The sequence below is a fragment of the Rhodococcus sp. LW-XY12 genome (assembly GCF_019317345.1).
Classification (GTDB): Bacteria; Actinomycetota; Actinomycetes; order Mycobacteriales; family Mycobacteriaceae; genus Rhodococcus; species Rhodococcus pyridinivorans.
Genome location: NZ_CP079225.1, coordinates 3577273 through 3594589 on the forward strand (window position 1 = coordinate 3577273; position 17317 = coordinate 3594589).

The following is a 17317-nucleotide window of genomic DNA, read 5'->3' on the forward strand; positions in this document are numbered from 1 at the left end:
ACCGATCGATCGGCGCGTACGACCGGTTCGTCGACTTCGCGGCGGGGCGATCAGCCGAACCGGAAGTTCGACGCGTCGGTCCGGATCTCCAGTGCCGAGATCAGCGGCGCGTGCAGACCGCGCTTGATGCCCGACAGATTCGGCCCGCGGGTGGCGGTGAGCGCCGCTGCACGCTCGACCGCCGTTGAGAGCACGGCGTCACCGGTGACGGCCTGCTCGGCGATGCCCGCGGCCACGGCGTCCTCACCGCCGTAGCGACGGCCGGTGGTGATGGCCTCGACCGCCGTCTGGATCGGCAGGCGGGAACGGATCAGCGCGGACATCCCGACGGTGAACGGCATGTTCAGCTGCACCTCGGGCAGACACCAGTAGCCGCGGTCGCCGCGCATCACCCGGAAGTCGTGCACGAGCGCGAGCATCGCGCCGGCACCGAAGGCGTGCCCCTGCACGGCCGCGACCGTCGCCGCCGGGAAGGTGAGCAGCCGCACATAGAGGGCGTGGACGGAGTCCAGATAGCCCGGCAGATCCGGCAGGTTCGCGCCGACCCAGTCGATGTCGAGTCCGTTGCTCCAGAACTTTCCGGTCGCCGCGGTCACGAGGGCGGCGGGTCCGTCGTGCGCTTCCACCTCGTCGAGGAGGGAGTGGATCGCGGCGAGACGATCGGGGTGGAACCGGTTCTCGGAGACCTCCGCGTCACGGTCACCGAGATGCAGGACGAAGACGTCGCCGTCACGTTCGAGGTAAGGCATGCGCGTCAGCATACCGCGCCTACTTACCCACGAGTAACAAGCTGTGAGCGATTAGGGTCCGATGCCATGGGAGAACCCGATCACGTCTTCGACCCCACCGCGGCCGCCGACGCCGCAGCCGCCGCTCTCGCCGAACGGACGGGGGTCGCCGAACACTCCGTCGCCGTCGTCCTCGGGTCCGGCTGGCGGGCCGCAGTCGAGAGTTTCGGCATCCCCGTCGCCACGATCCCGATGAGCGAGCTGCCCGGCTTCGCACCGCCGACGGCGGCAGGGCATGCCGGTAACATCCACTCCGTGCGCGCCGGTGACAACGCCGTCCTCGTCCTCGCCGGCCGCATCCACGCCTACGAGGGGCACGACCTCGCCCGCGTCGTCCATCCCGTGCGCACGGCAGTCGCAGCGGGTGCCCGCACCGTCGTCCTCACCAATGCGGCGGGCGGCATCGATCCCGAGTTCTCCGTGGGACAACCGGTTCTCATCTCGGACCACCTCAATCTCACCGGTCGCTCGCCGCTGGTGGGTGCCCAGTTCGTCGACCTCGTCGACGCCTACTCGCCGGATCTTCGTGCACTCGCCTGCGAGATCGATCCGTCGCTGCGCGAAGGGGTCTACGCCGGTCTGCCCGGGCCGCACTACGAGACCCCGGCGGAGATCCGGATGCTGCGCACCCTCGGCGCCGACCTCGTCGGCATGTCCACGGTCCACGAGACCATCGCGGCGCGCGCGGCCGGAGCGCGCGTGCTCGCGGTCTCGCTGGTGACCAACGCCGCGGCCGGCATCACCGGCGCTCCCCTCGACCACACCGAGGTACTGGCCGCGGGTCGTGCGGCCGCGACCCGGATGGGCGATCTTCTGCGCGATCTGGCGGCCCGGCTGTGACGCTGCGATTCGGCACCGCGGGGTTGCGCGGCCCGGTCGGCGACGGACCGGACTGCATGAACGTACCCGTCGTCGTCCGCACCACCGCCGGACTCGCGGCATGGCTCGAGGCGAACGGGCAGGGCGACGGTACCGTCGTCGTCGGCCGCGACGCCCGTACGGGCTCAGCGGAATTCCACACCGCCGCGGCAGAGGTTCTCGCCGCGGCCGGCTTCGAGGTCGTCGCCTTCGGAGAGCCGCTCCCCACCCCGGTGACCGCCTTCGCGGTACGGGCGCTGGGCGCCGTTGCGGGCGTGCAGATCACGGCATCGCACAATCCCGCCGCCGACAACGGGTACAAGGTCTATCTCGCCGACGGAGCGCAACTGGCCGCACCCGCCGATCGGGAGATCGAAACGGCGATCGACGCCGTCGGTTCCGCCGCGGACGTGCCCCGGATGCCGGTCGCGCCGTCGGGTGACGACCTCGTCGACCGCTATCTCGCCCGGGTCGCGTCGCTCCCCCGCTCACCGCACCGAGGCATGCGCATCGCCCTGACGGCACTGCACGGTGTCGGCGGCGAGACGGCAGTCGCGGCCCTGCGTTCCGCGGGATTCGACGACATCCACGTCGTGGCGTCCCAGTTCGCACCCGACCCGGCGTTTCCCACCGTCGCCTTCCCCAACCCCGAGGAACCGGGCGCAACAGAGGCTCTGCTCGCGCTGGCGGCCGAGGTCGACGCCGACATCGCCCTGGCGCTCGATCCCGATGCCGATCGTTGCGCCGTCGGTGTCCCGGGCCCGCGGGGATGGACGATGCTGCGCGGCGACGAGACCGGGGTCCTGCTCGGCGACCGGATCCTCGCGTCGTCACCGCCCGGCTCACTGGTCGCGACCACCATTGTCTCGTCGACCATGCTGGGGCGACTCGCGACCGCACGCGGCGCGCGATATGCGCAGACGCTCACGGGTTTCAAGTGGCTCGCCCGCGCCGGTGACGGCCTCGTCTACGCGTACGAGGAGGCGATCGGGCACTGCGTCGATCCGGACGCTGTGCGCGACAAGGACGGCATCGCGACCGCCGTAATGGTCGCCGACTACGCGGCCGATTTGAAGCAGGCCGGCCGGACACTGCTCGACGCACTCGACGACCTGCATCGCGAACTCGGTGTCCACGTCGGCGATCAGGTGTCGATCCGCGTCGACGACCTGCAGCGCATCGGCACCGTGATGACGCGACTGCGTGCGGAGCCGCCGACGACCCTCGCGGGTCTGGAGGTGACCGCGACCGATCTCGCCGAGAGCCCGGGACCGATGCACACCGACGCTCTCGTCTTCGAGAGTCGCGAGGACGTCGCGGGCGGGCCGAGGGTGCGCGTGGTGGTGCGCCCCTCGGGCACCGAACCGAAGCTCAAGGTCTACCTGGAGGTGGTCACGGAGCGGGACCGCCCGGCGGCGGAAGCGATACTCGACGCCCTGCGCGGATGGGCGGCCTCGCTCGGTGACGAGAACCCCTGACCCGGCCGGATCCGGCCGGGCCAGGACCCGATTCGATCAGACCTGCTGCTGCAATCAAACCTGCTGCGGCACACCGTAAGTGACGACGGTGTTCCGGTCGGCGGTGACAGCCTTCAGGTACGGACGGATCATCACCGGCCCGATGGCTCCCGAGACCGAGCCGTGCACGCCGGCGATCCGGATGGTCGTCGAGCTGCCGTCGAACTCGAAGCCCTCGACGATCGGGACGGACGTGATGCCGCCCGGCTCGAGCGGGATCTCGATCTCCTGGGACGGGATGATGTCGCCGCTGAGCGAACCACCCGCCTCCAGGCCGAGATCGAGCGAGGCACCACCTTCGTTGTCGAGCGAGAGGCCGATGGCCGCACCGTTGTCCACACCCCAGGACAGGCTCGGAGTGATGACGGTGACCGTCGCCCCCGGCAGCGCGACCGGGTAGCCGACCTGGAAACCGACCTCCACCGCCGTCCCGACGAAGTTCGCCGCATTCGGACCGGTGATCCGAACGGTAGCAATCTCGTCGTGGAAGAACTCGACACTCAGCGGTGAGCTGTCGAGCGGCGGCACCGACTGTGTCGAGGTGTCGGCCTGGATCACTTAGATCGCGTGCCCTCCGTCCAACGGGAGGATACGCGAGTTGTCGACAGCAGCCGCAGCCGTGCCGTGACTCGTCACTGCGGCGAGGACGGCGACCGCGCCCACCGAAGCCGCTCTGACACTTCCACGAATCAGATTGCGGGAGAAGATTCTTGCCATTCCGCCGACCCCATCTCCGGCTGTACCTACGCAGTGGACTTCACACGGAGCACACCGAGCGTAAGAAGAAATCGAGACCTGCGGGTTGTTTTTCGATAACGAGATGACTGCGGTCGGGTGTCACATCCGTATCGTCAGTCACACGAGTAACACACGACGCGCGGTTTATCGCGGCCCGAACTGCCTGTCCCCCGCATCGCCGAGACCCGGCACGATGTACTTGTTCTCGTTGAGACCTTCATCGACCGACGCCGTGACCAACCGGACCGGATGACCCGAGGCAGCAAGGGCCTCGACGCCCTGCGGCGCCGCGACCACACAGATCGCGGTGATATCCGTGGCACCGCGCTGGGCGAGGATGTCGAGGGTGTGCACCATCGACCCCCCGGTCGCGAGCATCGGGTCGAGCACGAAGACGGGAAGACCCGACAGGTCCTCCGGCAACGACTCCAGATAGGGCACCGGCTCGAAGGTCTTCTCGTCACGAGCGAGACCGACGAAACCGACCTGCGCCTGGGGAATCAGGGCGTGGGCCTGTTCGACCATGCCGAGGCCGGCGCGAAGAACCGGGACGAGCAGCGGAGGCTGCTGCAACCGTACCCCCGTCGTCACCGCGACCGGCGTCTTGACGTCGAACGTCTCGGTGGGCGCATCGCGCACCGCCTCGTAGACGAGCATCTGGGTGAGCCGCCTCAACGCGTGCCGGAAGGCAGCGTTGTCGCTGCGTTCGTCGCGAAGGATGGTCAGGAGCGAAGCAGCGAGCGGATGGTCGACGACGAGCGAATCCATGTCCGAAGGATAGAACGACGGAACCGATCGGCAGTCGGGTGCGTCGAACCAGGCAGGGACGGAACCCTCCGAAGGTGCCGAATCCCACATCAACGACGCGAGAGGCGACGAGGTGACCGAGAACTCCGGTAGGGACGCGATACGGATCGACACGAGTGCCGTCGGGAGGTTCGGCGACGACGCCGTCGAACTCGCCGCGCGCCTGCACGAGGCCGCCGAACGGACACGGCACGGCGACCCCTCGGCGCTGAGCGCCGCACTGGGTCCGATCGGGGCACCCGTGCTCGCCGCTCTCACCGCGACCCACTCCGCGCACGTGCGCGATCTCGGCCGGCTCGGCGACCTGCTCGGCGGAATGGGAGACGCCGCGAAGGCCTCCGCGGCCGCCTACGAGCACACCACCGACGACACCGCCGCACGACTCGACTCCGTCGTGGAGTCACTGTGATCGGAGGGGATCTGCTCGTCGCTCCGCTGACCGGCCTGCTCGACGCGTTCGGCACCGCGCTGCCACCCGGCGTCGATCCGGGTGAGATGGTGCGCATCGGTGCGCAGTGGGCCGAGGAGGTACATGCGACCGGGCGCGACGCTGTCGCCGAGCTCGCCTGGGCCTGGGGTGGCCCGGCCGCCTCGCAGGCGATCGCGAGTGCCGAGCAGGTCCTCGCCGACGTCCTCGCGGCGGCCGATCGTGGGTCGGCACTGGCCGGGATCGCGCTCGAGGCGACCGTCACGGTGGTCACCGGTGCGGCCGAGATCGCTCGCCTCGTCGACTCGTTCGTCACCTTCGCCGAGCAGGCCGCACCCGCGACGTCGCTTCCACAGGGGCAGCTCGCGCTCCTCGCAGTGGCGATCGACCACCTCGTCGCCGGGCTGGACGTGCTGACACAGGTGACCGGAACGCTCGCGGAGCTGACCGATCGGGCGTCCGCACTCCTTCCACCCGAGCCCTCCGCTCCCCCGATCGACTCCGGCCACCATCCCGGCCCCGACCCGGCCGGCGACGAGCCACGTTCGCTCCACACCTTCGGTGGAGGGCTCTCGACGGGCGTGGAGGTGCGGCTTCCGGACGGCAGCGTCAGCCTGGCACCGAACGAGACCGCTGCGGCAGCGGTGCGTCACGCCCTCGCCCAGCAGGGCACCCCGTACGTGTGGGGCGGCACGAGTCCCGGCTCCGGCCTCGACTGCAGCGGACTGACGCAGTACGCCTACGCGCAGGCCGGGGTCGAACTGCCGCGGTTGGCCCAGGAACAGGACGTCGGCACACGGGTGGATCCTGCGGCCGCCCTGCCCGGAGACCTCGTCGTGTGGGACGGGCACGTGGCGATGGTGGTGGGCAACGGCCTCATGGTCGAGGCGGGCGACCCCGTCTCCGTGACGCCGATGCGCACCAGCAACGGTGGAATGGCCTTCCACGGTGTCTACCGCCCGACCGCCGGCTGATTCCGGAGAATCTCCGCACCGGGAGGGAACCGGCCGGGCTCGCGCTGCGTCCAACCCGATATGGACAGCACGACGACGGAACCGATCACGGCCACCGCCCACAACCGGGCCGGGACGATCTCGGTGCGCACGACGGACGGTGGACTACCCGTGGACCTTCGCATCGACCCCCGCGAGTTGCGTTACGGAGCACGGCAACTGGCCGATCAGATCCTCGCCCTGAACCGGCAGGCCGCTCTCGAGGCCGCGGTGGTCCGCGGCGAACGCCTCGCCGCCGAAGGTGTCCCCCGCGAGATCCTCGACCGGATGCGGCTGCCGTCCCGCGCCGACCTGGCGGACGGACCGACCGATCGTCGTGGAAGTCTCGTTCGATGAGCGAACCGATGGTGGAGGCGATCGTCGACCGAGCCCACGTCCGGCTCGATGCGCTCGAACGCACGGTGGAGAGGCTCGGCGCGGTCCGGGGCACCGCGAGCAGTCCCGACGGACGCGTGACCGCCCGTGTGGACGGTTCGGGAGCGCTCGAAGGACTCGAGCTGGCCGAGCCGATCGGCGGCACCGACCCCCGCGAACTGGCCGCGGTGATTCTCGCGACCGTGCACGACGCCGCACGGCAGGCCGCTGCCGCGCGCGTCTCCGCGATGGACGAGCTCCGCGCGGCCCTCGACGCGAGCGACACCGGTCCGGTCGCCGTCGGTCACCACCCGGTCACCGTCGGCGACCGTCCGGTAACGCGATGAAACCGATAGCGAGCCGCCCCCGGCTATATTCTCGGCGCCGACATGGCTAGGCTTCGCGCCATGGCTGGAGACATCGTCCCGATCGAGCTCGGTCTCACCGACGGCAACCTCGTGACGCTCTGGGCGCCGCGCTGGCGCGAAGGCGACGACGAGTGGGAGGCATTCCTCGGCCACGGCGACGATCTGTACGCCTTCCCGTCGGTCCCCGAGCTCGTCGCGTTCGTGCGTTCGGGTGCCGACAACGACCTCGTCGAGCACGAGGCGTGGCCGATCGTGTCCAAGCTTGCGGCCTCGGAGTTCGAACCCGACGAACCGCACACCTACGACCTCGTCGGCGTCCCCGAACTCGTGGCCGACGATCCGGATCCCGTGTCGGTGTCCGAGCTGCAGGACACCTTCGACATCGTGAGCATCCTCGGCGACGTCTGCGATCTCGACGTCGTGACGAAGTTCTTCGAACGCGAGGAGATCGACCTCCTGTTGCAGCACGGTGTCTCGGCCTTCCGCACGCGTGAGGGCCTCGACCTGTGGAATCGCGTCGGGACCGCGGTCGCGCAGGATTGGGACGGCGTGATCGACGCGCTCGACGCCGTGATCTCCACTCCCGACGTCGATGCTGCCGTGGTCGCCGAGATCGAATCCGAGCTCGTCGCGGTCGACGAGAACGAGGTCGAGGCCGACGACACGGTCGAGGACGTCGACGCCGACGACGAGTACGAGTTCATCGACACCGATGACGAGGACGACGGCTACGAGTTCTGGGCCCGGGTCGGCATCGATCCCGTCCGGATCATCACGACCGACGGCACCTGGTACTCGCTGCGGTGCTACGTGAACGACGACGCCGTCTTCCTCGGCCACGACGGCACGATCGACGTCTTCCCGTCCGAGCGCGCGCTGGCCCGCCACCTCGCCGACAACCACGACCACGACCTCGCGACGCTCGAGCCGTACACGGAGATCCAGCTCGCCGCCGTCGACGGATCGCTCGACGTGACGGTCACCGACGACAACGTCTATGTGCTCACCGGGATCGCCGACGACATCGCTCAGGGTGTTGCGGCCGTCGACCCCGACCAGCTCGAACTCGCGGTCGAGTTGTTCGTCGACGCAGCGAACTTCGCGGACGACGACTCGACGGAGGCCGCGCTCGCCGCGTCCACGGAACTCGGCTGGTTCGTCAACCACGTGATCGAACCCGACTCGGGACGCACGGCACCCAAGCCGCCGTTCGACACCGAATCCCTCGCCTGGCGCGAGCTCGAGCGCGAGTTCGAAGCGCGACTGCGTCGGCACTGACGCGCGTCGCGTCGGGTCGGCACTGACGGCAGCTCCACTTGGGCACTCCGGCGCGCGAAGTGGTCACAAGAGCGCGTTGTAACGCGCTCCGATGACCATTTCCCGCCCCGCGCACCCATAGAGGTATCTGCGGGTCGCGGTCTCTACCCGACGAGGACGGCGTATCCAGGCTTGATGACGTCGTCGATCAGTTCCAGTCGCTGGTCGAACGGGAGGAAGGCCGACTTCATCGCGTTGATCGTGAACCGTTCGAGGTCGACCCAGCTGTAGTCGAAGGTCTCGACGAGCCGCACCATCTCCTGCGTCATCGTGGTGTCGCTCATCAACCGGTTGTCGGTGTTGACGGTGACGCGGAAGCGCAGGCGGGCCAGCAGGTCGAAGGGATGCTCGGCGAGCGTGCGCACCGCGCCGGTCTGCACGTTCGACGACGGGCACAGTTCGAGGGGGATGCGCTTGTCGCGGATGTAGTTCGCGAGCCGGCCCAGAGTGGCGGTTCCGTCGTCGTGCACTTCGATGTCGTCGACGATGCGCACACCGTGGCCGAGTCTGTCGGTGCCGCAGAAGGCGACCGCTTCGTGGATGGACGGGAGCCCGAACGCCTCACCGGCGTGGATCGTGAAGTGCGCGTTGGCCGCGCGGGTGTACTCGAAGGCGTCGAGATGACGGCTGGGCGGGTTGCCCGCTTCGGCGCCGGCGATGTCGAATCCCGCCACGCCGCGGTCCCGGAAGCGCACGGCGAGTTCGGCGATCTCCAACGAGCGTGCAGCGTGCCGCATCGCAGTGAGCAGGCAGCGCACCCGGATGCGACGACCACCGGCGGCCACCTCCGATTCCCCGGCTCGGAAGCCTTCGAGGACGCGCTCGACGACCTCGTCCAGAGACAGTCCCTTCTCCAGGTGCTGCTCGGGCGCGAACCGCACCTCGGCGTACACCACGCCGTCGTCGGCGAGGTCGAGGACGCACTCGCGTGCGACGCGTTCGAGTCCTTCTGCCGTCTGCATCACGGCGACGGTGTGCTCGAAGGTCTCGAGATAGCGCTCGAGCGACCCACTGTCGGCGGATTCGCGGAACCAGCGGGCGAGATCCGCTTCGGTGTCCGCGGGCAACGACCACCCGCACGCGTCCGCGAGTTCGAGGACCGTCCGGGGACGGAGTCCGCCGTCCAGGTGATCGTGTAGGACCACTTTGGGTGCGGTGCGAACGAGTTCGGGAGTCAGACGGCCGTTCATGATCGGGACGGTAGTCGGCGGCGGCCGGTTCCGCTCGGTCTCCGGCCACCGAGCCCCTACGCCCGGATCCGTTCGATCACGAGCGGCTGCCGAACGGGGGCCGTGTCGGAGATTCGGACACCGCCGCGGAGGGCGGCGAGCGCGTCGGGGATACGTCCCGGAGTGTCGGTGTGCAGCGTCGCGATCGGCTGCCCCGCGCGGACGCGATCACCGAGGACCGCGTGCAGTTCGATACCGGCCCCGGGCTGCACGTCCTGACCCTGCCGTTCGCGACCGGCTCCGAGCCGCCAGGCGGCGATACCGACCTTGTACGCGTCGAGTTCGGAGACCACCCCGTCCGCGTCGGCGTGGAAGGTCTCGGTGTGGGTCGCGACCGGCAACGGCGCCGCGGGGTCGCCGCCCTGGGCGGCGATCATCGCGTTCCACCGGTCCATTGCGGTGCCGTCGCGCAGTCGGTCGGCGGGATCGACATCGTCGACACCGGCGGCGGCGAGCATCTCGCGGGCCAGGGCCAGGGTCAGCTCGACGACGTCGTCGGGTCCGCCGCCGGCGAGCACCTCGACGGCCTCCCGGACCTCGAGCGCGTTGCCCGCCGTGCGCCCGAGCGGGCTGTCCATGCGGGTGAGCAGGGCCGTCGTGGGCAGCCCTTCGTCGGTGCCGAGTTCGACCATGGTGCGCGCCAGCTCGCGGGCCTCGCCGAGTTCCTTCATGAAGGCGCCGCTGCCGACCTTCACATCGAGGACGAGGGCTCCGGTGCCCTCGGCGATCTTCTTGCTCATGATCGAGCTGGCGATGAGCGGGATCGACTCGACGGTCCCGGTGACGTCGCGCAGCGCGTAGAGCTTGCGGTCGGCGGGGGCGAGATCGGCACTCGCCGCGCACACGACCGCACCGACGGCCGGGTCGCTGAGGATCTCGGCAATCTCCGCGGTGGTCAGATCGGCCTTCCAGCCGGGGATCGCCTCGAGCTTGTCCAGGGTGCCGCCGGTGTGACCGAGACCGCGGCCCGACAATTGCGGGACGGCGACGCCGCAGGCCGCGACGAGCGGTGCGAGCGGCAGTGTGATCTTGTCCCCCACACCGCCTGTCGAGTGTTTGTCGACGGTGCGCAGGCCGAGAGCGGAGAAATCGAGACGACGACCGGAGTCGATCATGGCGGTGGTCCAGCGTGCCGTCTCGACCCGGCTCATGCCGCGAAACCAGACTGCCATCGCCAGGGCCGACATCTGGGCGTCGGAGACGATCTCGTGGGTGAACGCCTCGATGACCCAGTCGATCTCGGCGCCGGAGAGCTCGTGTCCGTCGCGCTTGCGGCGGATGACGGTGACGATGTCAGGCACGGCGGTCCTCGTTCTCCCGCACGGCCGCCAGATCGTCGGGGCCGAACGCGTCGGGGAGGAGCTCGCAGAGGCGACGCGGGCCGCCCTGGGCGTCGACCTCGAGATCGGGACCGCCGTGTTCGAGGAGCACCTGCCGGCACCGGCCGCACGGGGTCAGGACGTGGCCTCGGGAGTCGCAGACGGCGACGGCCCGCAGACGCCCTCCACCCTGGGCGAACAAGTTACCGACGAGTACACATTCGGCACACAGTCCCAGTCCGTGTGAGACATTTTCCACATTGCACCCGAGGACCATCCGACCGTCGACGGTGAGGCCGGCAGCCCCCACCGGGAACCCGGAGTAGGGGGCGTAGGCTCGACCCATCACCTCATGTGCTTTGGCGCGCAACATTTTCCAGTCGATGTCCGGCATGGTTCCCCATCCTGTCACGGTGGCGTGGACGACGGTAGGCGACCCCCACTGCGCCAGATCACAGTTGGAAAGGCAAACCTAACTTCGCTTTTGGGGCCTGTACGAATGGCGCAGGAGATTGGTTCCCGAGTTTGGGATGGGTCTAGAGTCGATCCAAGTCGGTTCAGGTTCACGTCGGGCCCGTACTGCGGAATCCCCCACAGGTAGGAGCAGCTCGACGCGTCCACCATTGACGTTGGAGGCACAGCACTCGATGAGCAGCACGACTGAAGCCGCCCCCGCAAAGGCGGGGCGCACACGGTCGCTTTACCGGGGAGACCCCGGCATGTGGTCCTGGGTATTGCACCGGATCACGGGCGTGGCGACATTCTTCTTCCTTTTCGTCCACGTCCTCGACACCGCACTCGTCCGGGTCAACCCCGAGACCTACGACGCGGTGATCGATACGTACAAGAACCCGATCGTCGGCCTCATGGAGCTCGGCCTGGTCGCGATGGTCCTGTACCACGCACTCAACGGCCTGCGGGTCATGCTCGTGGACTTCTGGTCGAAGGGCCCGAAGTACCAGCGCGTGATGCTCTGGACGATCCTCGCGATCTGGTTCGTGGTGATGATCCCCGCGGCCGTTCGCATCCTCTTCAACACGTTTGCGGGGCACTGACATGACCGAAGCGAAGACTCTGGGTAAGGAATACGACCGGCCCGCAGGCCTCGACAACCCGCGCACGCCGCGGCGTGCCGCGAAGAACAACTTCGAGCTCTACGCCTGGTTGTTCATGCGCCTGTCCGGCCTGGCCCTGATCATCCTGGTCCTCGGTCACCTCTTCATCATGCTGATGCTCGATGACGGCGTGCACCGCATCAACTTCGCGTTCGTCGCAGGCCGCTGGTCCAGCCCGTTCTGGCAGTTCTGGGACCTGTCGATGCTGTGGCTCGCACAGCTCCACGGCGGTAACGGTCTGCGCACCGTCATCGCGGACTACGCACGTAAGGACTCCACCCGGTTCTGGCTCAACACGATCCTCGTCGTGTCGATGATCCTGATCATGGGCCTGGGCACCTACGTGATCTTCACCTTCGACCCGAACATCACGGCGAGCTAGGGGAGCCGAACCTTCATGCAGGAACATCGTTACGACGTAGTCATCGTCGGCGCCGGCGGCGCCGGCATGCGTGCGGCCATCGAAGCCGGCCCGCGTGCGCGCACCGCAGTGCTCACGAAGCTCTACCCCACCCGCAGCCACACCGGCGCCGCTCAGGGTGGCATGTGCGCCGCCCTCGCGAACGTCGAAGAGGACAACTGGGAGTGGCACACCTTCGACACCGTCAAGGGTGGCGACTACCTGGTCGACCAGGACGCTGCGGAGATCATGGCCAAGGAGGCCATCGACGCCGTTCTCGACCTCGAGAAGATGGGTCTTCCGTTCAACCGGACGCCCGAGGGCAAGATCGACCAGCGTCGCTTCGGTGGTCACACCCGCGACCACGGTAAGGCCCCGGTCCGTCGCGCGTGCTACGCCGCCGACCGCACCGGCCACATGATTCTGCAGACGCTGTACCAGAACTGCGTCAAGCACGACGTCGAGTTCTTCAACGAGTTCTACGCACTCGACATCACCCTCACCGAGACCGAGAACGGTCCCGTCGCGACGGGTGTCATCGCGTACGAGCTCGCGACCGGCGAGATCCACGTCTTCCACGCCAAGGCCATCGTCTTCGCGACGGGCGGCTCGGGCCGTATGTACAAGACGACGTCGAACGCCCACACCCTCACAGGTGACGGCCTCGGCATCATCTTCCGCAAGGGCCTGCCGCTCGAGGACATGGAGTTCCACCAGTTCCATCCGACGGGCCTGGCCGGTCTCGGCATCCTCATCTCGGAGGCCGTGCGTGGCGAGGGCGGCATCCTCCGCAATGCCGACGGCGAGCGGTTCATGGAGCGCTACGCCCCCACCATCAAGGACCTCGCGCCCCGCGACATCGTCGCCCGCTCGATGGTGCTCGAGGTGCTCGAGGGTCGCGGCGCCGGACCGAACAAGGATTACGTCTACATCGACGTGACCCACCTCGGCGAGGACGTCCTCGAGGAGAAGCTCCCCGACATCACCGAGTTCTCCCGCACCTACCTCGGTGTCGACCCCGTCACCGAGCTCGTGCCCGTGTTCCCGACCTGCCACTACGTCATGGGCGGTATCCCGACCAACGTCGACGGCGAGGTCCTCCGCGACAACGAGAACGTCGTGCCCGGCCTGTACGCGGCCGGCGAGTGCGCGTGCGTGTCCGTCCACGGCGCCAACCGTCTCGGCACCAACTCGCTGCTCGACATCAACGTCTTCGGTCGTCGCGCCGGCATCGCCGCCGCGGAGTACGCCAACAGCACGAAGCACGTCGAGATGCCCGAGCAGCCGACGAAGTACGTCGACGACTGGCTCGATCTGATCCTGCACCAGGGCGGCAAGGAGCGGGTGGCCGACATCCGCACCGAGCTGCAGCAGACGATGGACAACAACGCGTCGGTGTTCCGCACCGAGGAGACGTTGACGCAGGCGCTCAACGACATCCACGAGCTGAAGAAGCGCTACAAGGAGATCACGGTCCACGACAAGGGCAAGCGCTACAACAGCGACCTGCTCGAGGCGCTGGAGCTCGGCTTCCTCCTCGAGATGGCCGAGGTCACCGTCGTCGGCGCGCTGAACCGCAAGGAATCGCGTGGCGGACACGCCCGCGAGGACTACCCGAAGCGCGACGACGAGAACTTCCTCAAGCACACCATGGCGTACAAGGTGGGCGAGGAACTGATCTCCGACATTCGCCTGGACTACAAGCCGGTGGTCCAGACCCGGTACGAGCCCATGGAGCGTAAGTACTGATGACAACCATCGAGAAGACCGACACGGGCGCGTCGACACTGCCACCCGTGCCCGAGGGCGCGACGATGGTCACCCTCAAGATCGCCCGGTTCAACCCGGAGGACGACAAGGGTCAGCACTGGGATTCGTTCCAGGTGCCGGCGCTGCCGTCCGACCGTCTGCTCAACCTGTTGGGCTACGTCAAGGGTTACCTCGACGGCACGCTCACTTTCCGTCGCAGCTGCGCCCACGGCGTGTGCGGCTCGGACGCGATGCGTGTCAACGGCGTCAACCGTCTCGCCTGCAAGATCCTCATGAAGGACATGCTGGACAAGAACGGCAAGGACGTCACGATCACGATCGAGCCGATCCGTGGCCTTCCGGTCGAGAAGGACCTCGTCGTCGACATGGAGCCCTTCTTCGACGCCTACCGCGCCGTGAAGCCGTTCCTCATCGCCTCCGGCAACGAGCCGACCCGCGAGCGTATCCAGTCGCAGGCCGACCGTGCCCGGTTCGACGACACCACCAAGTGCATCCTGTGCGCGTGCTGCACCACCTCGTGCCCGGTGTACTGGAGCGACGGCAGCTACTTCGGTCCCGCCGCGATCGTCAACGCGCACCGGTTCATCTTCGATTCGCGTGACGAGGGTGCCTCCGAGCGGCTGGACATCCTCAACGACAAGGAAGGCGTGTGGCGCTGCCGCACCACCTTCAACTGCACCGACGCGTGCCCCCGTGGCATCCAGGTGACGAAGGCGATCCAGGAGGTCAAGCGCGCGCTCATGTTCGCTCGCTGATCACCTCGCACGACAGCAGGTCCGTCCCTTCGGGGACGGGCCTGCTGTCGTCGGTGCCCACTCCGCTGTGCCCACTCCGCTGCGCCCACTCCGCTGCGCCCACTCCGCTGTGCCCACTCCCCTGTGCTCCGTTGCCGGTGGCCGAACCGATGCGGATCAGCGTCCGCGTGCGAACAGGAAGCCCGCGACCCACCCGACCGCGAAGATGATGACGAGCACCAGCCACAGCGGTGCCTGCAGCGAGATCCAGAAGAGGTCGATGCTCGTACTGTTGCGGTTCTGGAGAACGAACAGCGCAGCGAGCAGGACCAGGACGGCCGCGAGCGCTCTGCGCGGAGTCACCCGGAACGCGCGTTGGGGCGCGGCGGATCGCGTCTGTTTTGCCACGCCTCCATCGTCGCCCGTCCGCGGCACGATCGGCACCCCCGAACCGAGTTTTCACCCCGGGAGTTCGCTCATTTCCTCCGGAAGCGCAGCCCGGCGAGGAGTCCACCGACCAGGCCCGCACCGAGGATTGCGGCGCCGCGGCGCGCGTCGAGACCCTCGTGCACCTCGAGGCGAGGCGTGATGACCGCCCCTGTGGGCGCGGGATGGTGTGCGAGTGCGAGGCTCGCTCGGGACGTCGCTGCGAACGCGGTGCAGAAGAGCACCAGGCGGGCCGTGAGGTTACCGAACACGAGGATGCCGAGGATCGGGCCGAAGGCGACGCCCGCCGGGCCGTTGAGCACACGTTCGAGGTAGATCGAACCCGTCTGCTTGAGCAGTTCGAAACCGATCCCGGCGATCGCACCCGCGACGAGCGCGCTGCGGAACGGAACGGGTTCGCGGGGCAGGCGAGCGATCACCCAGGTGAACACCAGACCGGTGGCGGCAGTGGCCGCCACCAGAGCCAGAATTCGCAGACCCACGCCGATGCCGACGAGATTCTCCATGTTGAGCAGCTCGACGATCCTGCGCGCGATCGGCCCGCTGCTCAGCGCCGAGAGCCCCAACGACACGGTCATCGCGAGTCCGAGACTGAGAAGTGCGCCCCCGTCGCGCAACTTCACTACGAGGAAGTTGCCCTTGTCGCGCGGGTGCTCCCACATGGCGGTGAGGGCTTCGCGAAGATTCGTGATCCAGCCCAGACCGGCATACGAGGCGGTGAGCAGGCCGATGAGGCCGACCGCGCCGCGGGATTCGATCGCCGAGTCGATCAGGCTCTGCACGGTGCCGCCGAGCTGACCGGGAATGTTCTCGGAGATGATCTGCCGGATCTGGTCGAGCAGTTCGGGTCGCCCGGCGAGCACGAAACCGGCCAGCGAGAACACGACCATGATGATCGGGACGATCGCCAGCACCGTGAAGTAGGTCAGACCGGCCGCGTAGTAGTCGCCCTTGTTCTCCTGGTACCGAACCCCGGCCCGGAGGATGCGGTCGAGCACGGGATGGGCCGCGCGTTGACGTTCGAGAAATCCCGGCTTCTCGTCGGGTTCGCCGGCCATCCGGGTGCTCCTTCGTCTAGGTCCGCGGCAGGAAACCCACCTTGTCATAGACCTGCGCCAAGGTGCGGGATGCGACCTCGCGAGCGCGGTCCGCGCCGCCCGCGAGAATGCGGTTCAGTTCGGCCGGGTCGGCCAGGTACTCGTCGACCTTGGTGCGGATCGGGGTGACGAACTCGGTGAGGACCTCTGCGGTGTCGGCCTTCAGATCGCCGTAACCCTTGCCCTCGTAGCCGGCGACGAGTTCGTCGATGCTGCGACCCGACAGCGCCGACTGGATGGTGAGCAGGTTCGACACTCCGGGCTTGTTCTCGCGGTCGAAACGGATCTCCCGCTCGTTGTCGGTCACCGCGGAGCGGATCTTCTTCGCCGACACCTTCGGATCGTCGAGGAGATTGATCAGGCCCGCGTCGGTCGTCGCCGACTTGCTCATCTTCGACGTCGGATCCTGCAGGTCGTAGATCTTCGCGGTCTCCTTCACGATCGTCGGCTCGGGGACGACGAAGGTCTTGCCGAAGCGGGAGTTGAAGCGCTGCGCGAGATCTCGCGTGAGTTCGAGGTGCTGACGCTGGTCCTCCCCCACCGGCACGTGGCTCGCGCGGTAGAGCAGGATGTCGGCGGCCATGAGGATCGGATAGGTGAACAGGCCGACGCCGGCGTGCTCGGTGCCCTGCTTGGCCGACTTGTCCTTGAACTGCGTCATCCGGCTGGCCTCACCGAAACCGGTGATGCAGCTCAGGACCCAGGCGAGCTCGGCGTGCTCGGGCACCTGGCTCTGCACGAACAGCACGGACTTCTCCGGATCGATACCGATCGCGAGCAACTGCGCCACGGAGACGAGCACTCGCTTGCGCAGCAGCTTCGGCTCGTGCGGAACGGTGATCGCGTGCAGATCGGGGATGAAGTAGAAGGCGTCGTTCTCGTCCTGCGCCGGAACCCACTGCGCCAGCGCCCCGAGGAAGTTCCCGAGGTGGAACGAATCCGAGGTGGGCTGGATGCCGGACAGCACACGGGGGCGGGCCTTCGGCTTCGTGGCGTTCTGTTCTGCAGTGCTCGACATG

The 17317-nt window shown here is 68.0% G+C and carries 19 protein-coding genes and 1 pseudogene; 11 read left to right on the plus strand and 9 right to left on the minus strand.

All coding sequences use genetic code 11. The features are described from left to right. Positions 1 to 50 precede the first annotated feature (50 nt). Entirely contained in the window at positions 51 to 749 is a 699-nt protein-coding gene (locus tag KXC42_RS16685) for an enoyl-CoA hydratase/isomerase family protein (RefSeq protein ID WP_024101548.1), read from the minus strand. Positions 750 to 815: 66 nt separating this feature from the next. Between KXC42_RS16685 and KXC42_RS16690 the strand changes: the two genes are divergently transcribed. Together KXC42_RS16690 and KXC42_RS16695 are read left to right on the plus strand one after the other, a co-directional pair. Further along, positions 816 to 1628, plus strand: coding sequence for a purine-nucleoside phosphorylase (locus KXC42_RS16690; protein WP_006550143.1), 813 nt, complete (start codon positions 816 to 818; stop codon positions 1626 to 1628). After that, positions 1625 to 3124 (plus strand): phospho-sugar mutase, encoded by a 1500-nt coding sequence (locus KXC42_RS16695; protein WP_052227243.1) that lies wholly within the window; start codon positions 1625 to 1627, stop codon positions 3122 to 3124. Before KXC42_RS16690 ends, KXC42_RS16695 begins: the two co-directional genes overlap by 4 nt. Before the next feature lie 54 nt (positions 3125 to 3178). Here the strand turns inward: KXC42_RS16695 and KXC42_RS16700 are convergent. After that, positions 3179 to 3826: pseudogene (locus KXC42_RS16700) on the minus strand (MspA family porin). A gap of 219 nt (positions 3827 to 4045) precedes the next feature. Further along, a complete protein-coding gene (upp, locus tag KXC42_RS16705) occupies positions 4046 to 4669 on the minus strand; it encodes a uracil phosphoribosyltransferase (protein WP_024101551.1) in 624 nt (207 codons plus the stop codon). Positions 4670 to 4781: 112 nt separating this feature from the next. On the opposite strand from upp, the gene KXC42_RS16710 reads away from it, so the two are divergent. From KXC42_RS16710 to KXC42_RS16730, 5 genes are read left to right on the plus strand one after another with little or no spacing between them, the layout of a single operon-like run. Then, the gene (locus tag KXC42_RS16710) at positions 4782 to 5117 is read left to right on the plus strand and encodes a type VII secretion target (protein WP_019288542.1); all 336 of its coding nucleotides are present in this window, start codon (positions 4782 to 4784) and stop codon (positions 5115 to 5117) included. Continuing rightward, the gene (locus KXC42_RS16715) at positions 5114 to 6109 is read left to right on the plus strand and encodes a C40 family peptidase (protein WP_024101553.1); all 996 of its coding nucleotides are present in this window, start codon (positions 5114 to 5116) and stop codon (positions 6107 to 6109) included. Before KXC42_RS16710 ends, KXC42_RS16715 begins: the two co-directional genes overlap by 4 nt. A gap of 60 nt (positions 6110 to 6169) precedes the next feature. After that, on the plus strand, positions 6170 to 6484 hold the full coding sequence (locus tag KXC42_RS16720) for a hypothetical protein (RefSeq protein ID WP_006550134.1): 315 nt from the start codon (positions 6170 to 6172) through the stop codon (positions 6482 to 6484). Beyond that, positions 6481 to 6849 (plus strand): YbaB/EbfC family nucleoid-associated protein, encoded by a 369-nt coding sequence (locus KXC42_RS16725; RefSeq protein WP_219129299.1) that lies wholly within the window; start codon positions 6481 to 6483, stop codon positions 6847 to 6849. The genes KXC42_RS16720 and KXC42_RS16725 overlap by 4 nt, the downstream gene beginning before the upstream one ends. Before the next feature lie 60 nt (positions 6850 to 6909). Continuing rightward, positions 6910 to 8148, plus strand: coding sequence for a hypothetical protein (locus KXC42_RS16730; RefSeq protein WP_019288544.1), 1239 nt, complete (start codon positions 6910 to 6912; stop codon positions 8146 to 8148). A 143-nt stretch (positions 8149 to 8291) separates the two neighbouring features. Here KXC42_RS16730 and KXC42_RS16735 read toward each other — a convergent pair whose 3' ends face one another. The 3 genes from KXC42_RS16735 to KXC42_RS16745 are packed head-to-tail and all read right to left on the minus strand — an operon-like array spanning position 8292 to position 11129. After that, complete coding sequence (locus KXC42_RS16735; protein WP_006550131.1) at positions 8292 to 9377, minus strand: adenosine deaminase; 1086 nt, start codon at positions 9375 to 9377, stop codon at positions 8292 to 8294. Positions 9378 to 9433: 56 nt separating this feature from the next. Then, positions 9434 to 10717: a thymidine phosphorylase gene (locus KXC42_RS16740; RefSeq protein ID WP_024101555.1), complete on the minus strand. Its 1284-nt coding sequence runs from the start codon at positions 10715 to 10717 to the stop codon at positions 9434 to 9436. After that, positions 10710 to 11129, minus strand: a complete 420-nt coding sequence (locus tag KXC42_RS16745) for a cytidine deaminase (protein WP_006550129.1) — start codon at positions 11127 to 11129, stop codon at positions 10710 to 10712. The genes KXC42_RS16740 and KXC42_RS16745 overlap by 8 nt, the downstream gene beginning before the upstream one ends. Positions 11130 to 11382: 253 nt before the next feature. Between KXC42_RS16745 and sdhC the strand changes: the two genes are divergently transcribed. The 4 genes from sdhC to KXC42_RS16765 are packed head-to-tail and all read left to right on the plus strand — an operon-like array spanning position 11383 to position 14775. After that, the gene (gene sdhC, locus KXC42_RS16750; RefSeq protein WP_071935442.1) at positions 11383 to 11790 is read left to right on the plus strand and encodes a succinate dehydrogenase, cytochrome b556 subunit; all 408 of its coding nucleotides are present in this window, start codon (positions 11383 to 11385) and stop codon (positions 11788 to 11790) included. A 1-nt stretch (position 11791) separates the two neighbouring features. After that, positions 11792 to 12232 carry a succinate dehydrogenase hydrophobic membrane anchor subunit gene (locus KXC42_RS16755; protein ID WP_006550127.1) on the plus strand — a complete coding sequence of 147 codons (441 nt, stop codon included), beginning with the start codon at positions 11792 to 11794 and terminating at the stop codon, positions 12230 to 12232. 15 nt (positions 12233 to 12247) lie between these two features. Continuing rightward, positions 12248 to 13999, plus strand: coding sequence for a succinate dehydrogenase flavoprotein subunit (sdhA, locus tag KXC42_RS16760; RefSeq protein WP_006550126.1), 1752 nt, complete (start codon positions 12248 to 12250; stop codon positions 13997 to 13999). Continuing rightward, a complete protein-coding gene (locus KXC42_RS16765; RefSeq protein WP_006550125.1) occupies positions 13999 to 14775 on the plus strand; it encodes a succinate dehydrogenase iron-sulfur subunit in 777 nt (258 codons plus the stop codon). Before sdhA ends, KXC42_RS16765 begins: the two co-directional genes overlap by 1 nt. A 156-nt stretch (positions 14776 to 14931) precedes the next feature. On the opposite strand, the gene KXC42_RS16770 is transcribed toward KXC42_RS16765, so the two are convergent. The 3 genes from KXC42_RS16770 to trpS all read right to left on the minus strand — a co-directional run bounded on the left by KXC42_RS16770 (position 14932) and on the right by trpS (position 17316). Beyond that, positions 14932 to 15162, minus strand: coding sequence for a LapA family protein (locus KXC42_RS16770; RefSeq protein WP_231414000.1), 231 nt, complete (start codon positions 15160 to 15162; stop codon positions 14932 to 14934). A gap of 68 nt (positions 15163 to 15230) precedes the next feature. Then, entirely contained in the window at positions 15231 to 16259 is a 1029-nt protein-coding gene (locus tag KXC42_RS16775; RefSeq protein WP_039584843.1) for a YhjD/YihY/BrkB family envelope integrity protein, read from the minus strand. 16 nt (positions 16260 to 16275) lie between these two features. Further along, on the minus strand, positions 16276 to 17316 hold the full coding sequence (gene trpS / locus KXC42_RS16780) for a tryptophan--tRNA ligase (protein WP_219129300.1): 1041 nt from the start codon (positions 17314 to 17316) through the stop codon (positions 16276 to 16278). Position 17317: the final 1 nt, after the last annotated feature.

Bases quoted from the DNA above. Each gene is read 5' to 3' on its own strand.
- sdhA (WP_006550126.1), top strand. From the start codon at position 12,248: ATGCAGGAACATCGTTACGACGTAGTCATCGTCGGCGCCGGCGGCGCC.
- KXC42_RS16775 (WP_039584843.1), bottom strand. From the start codon at position 16,259: ATGGCCGGCGAACCCGACGAGAAGCCGGGATTTCTCGAACGTCAACGC.
- KXC42_RS16685 (WP_024101548.1), bottom strand. From the start codon at position 749: ATGCCTTACCTCGAACGTGACGGCGACGTCTTCGTCCTGCATCTCGGT.
- KXC42_RS16730 (WP_019288544.1), top strand. From the start codon at position 6,910: ATGGCTGGAGACATCGTCCCGATCGAGCTCGGTCTCACCGACGGCAAC.
- KXC42_RS16765 (WP_006550125.1), top strand. From the start codon at position 13,999: ATGACAACCATCGAGAAGACCGACACGGGCGCGTCGACACTGCCACCC.
- sdhC (WP_071935442.1), top strand. From the start codon at position 11,383: ATGAGCAGCACGACTGAAGCCGCCCCCGCAAAGGCGGGGCGCACACGG.
- trpS (WP_219129300.1), bottom strand. From the start codon at position 17,316: ATGTCGAGCACTGCAGAACAGAACGCCACGAAGCCGAAGGCCCGCCCC.
- upp (WP_024101551.1), bottom strand. From the start codon at position 4,669: ATGGATTCGCTCGTCGTCGACCATCCGCTCGCTGCTTCGCTCCTGACC.
- KXC42_RS16720 (WP_006550134.1), top strand. From the start codon at position 6,170: ATGGACAGCACGACGACGGAACCGATCACGGCCACCGCCCACAACCGG.
- KXC42_RS16745 (WP_006550129.1), bottom strand. From the start codon at position 11,129: ATGCCGGACATCGACTGGAAAATGTTGCGCGCCAAAGCACATGAGGTG.
- KXC42_RS16755 (WP_006550127.1), top strand. From the start codon at position 11,792: ATGACCGAAGCGAAGACTCTGGGTAAGGAATACGACCGGCCCGCAGGC.
- KXC42_RS16735 (WP_006550131.1), bottom strand. From the start codon at position 9,377: ATGAACGGCCGTCTGACTCCCGAACTCGTTCGCACCGCACCCAAAGTG.
- KXC42_RS16725 (WP_219129299.1), top strand. From the start codon at position 6,481: ATGAGCGAACCGATGGTGGAGGCGATCGTCGACCGAGCCCACGTCCGG.
- KXC42_RS16690 (WP_006550143.1), top strand. From the start codon at position 816: ATGGGAGAACCCGATCACGTCTTCGACCCCACCGCGGCCGCCGACGCC.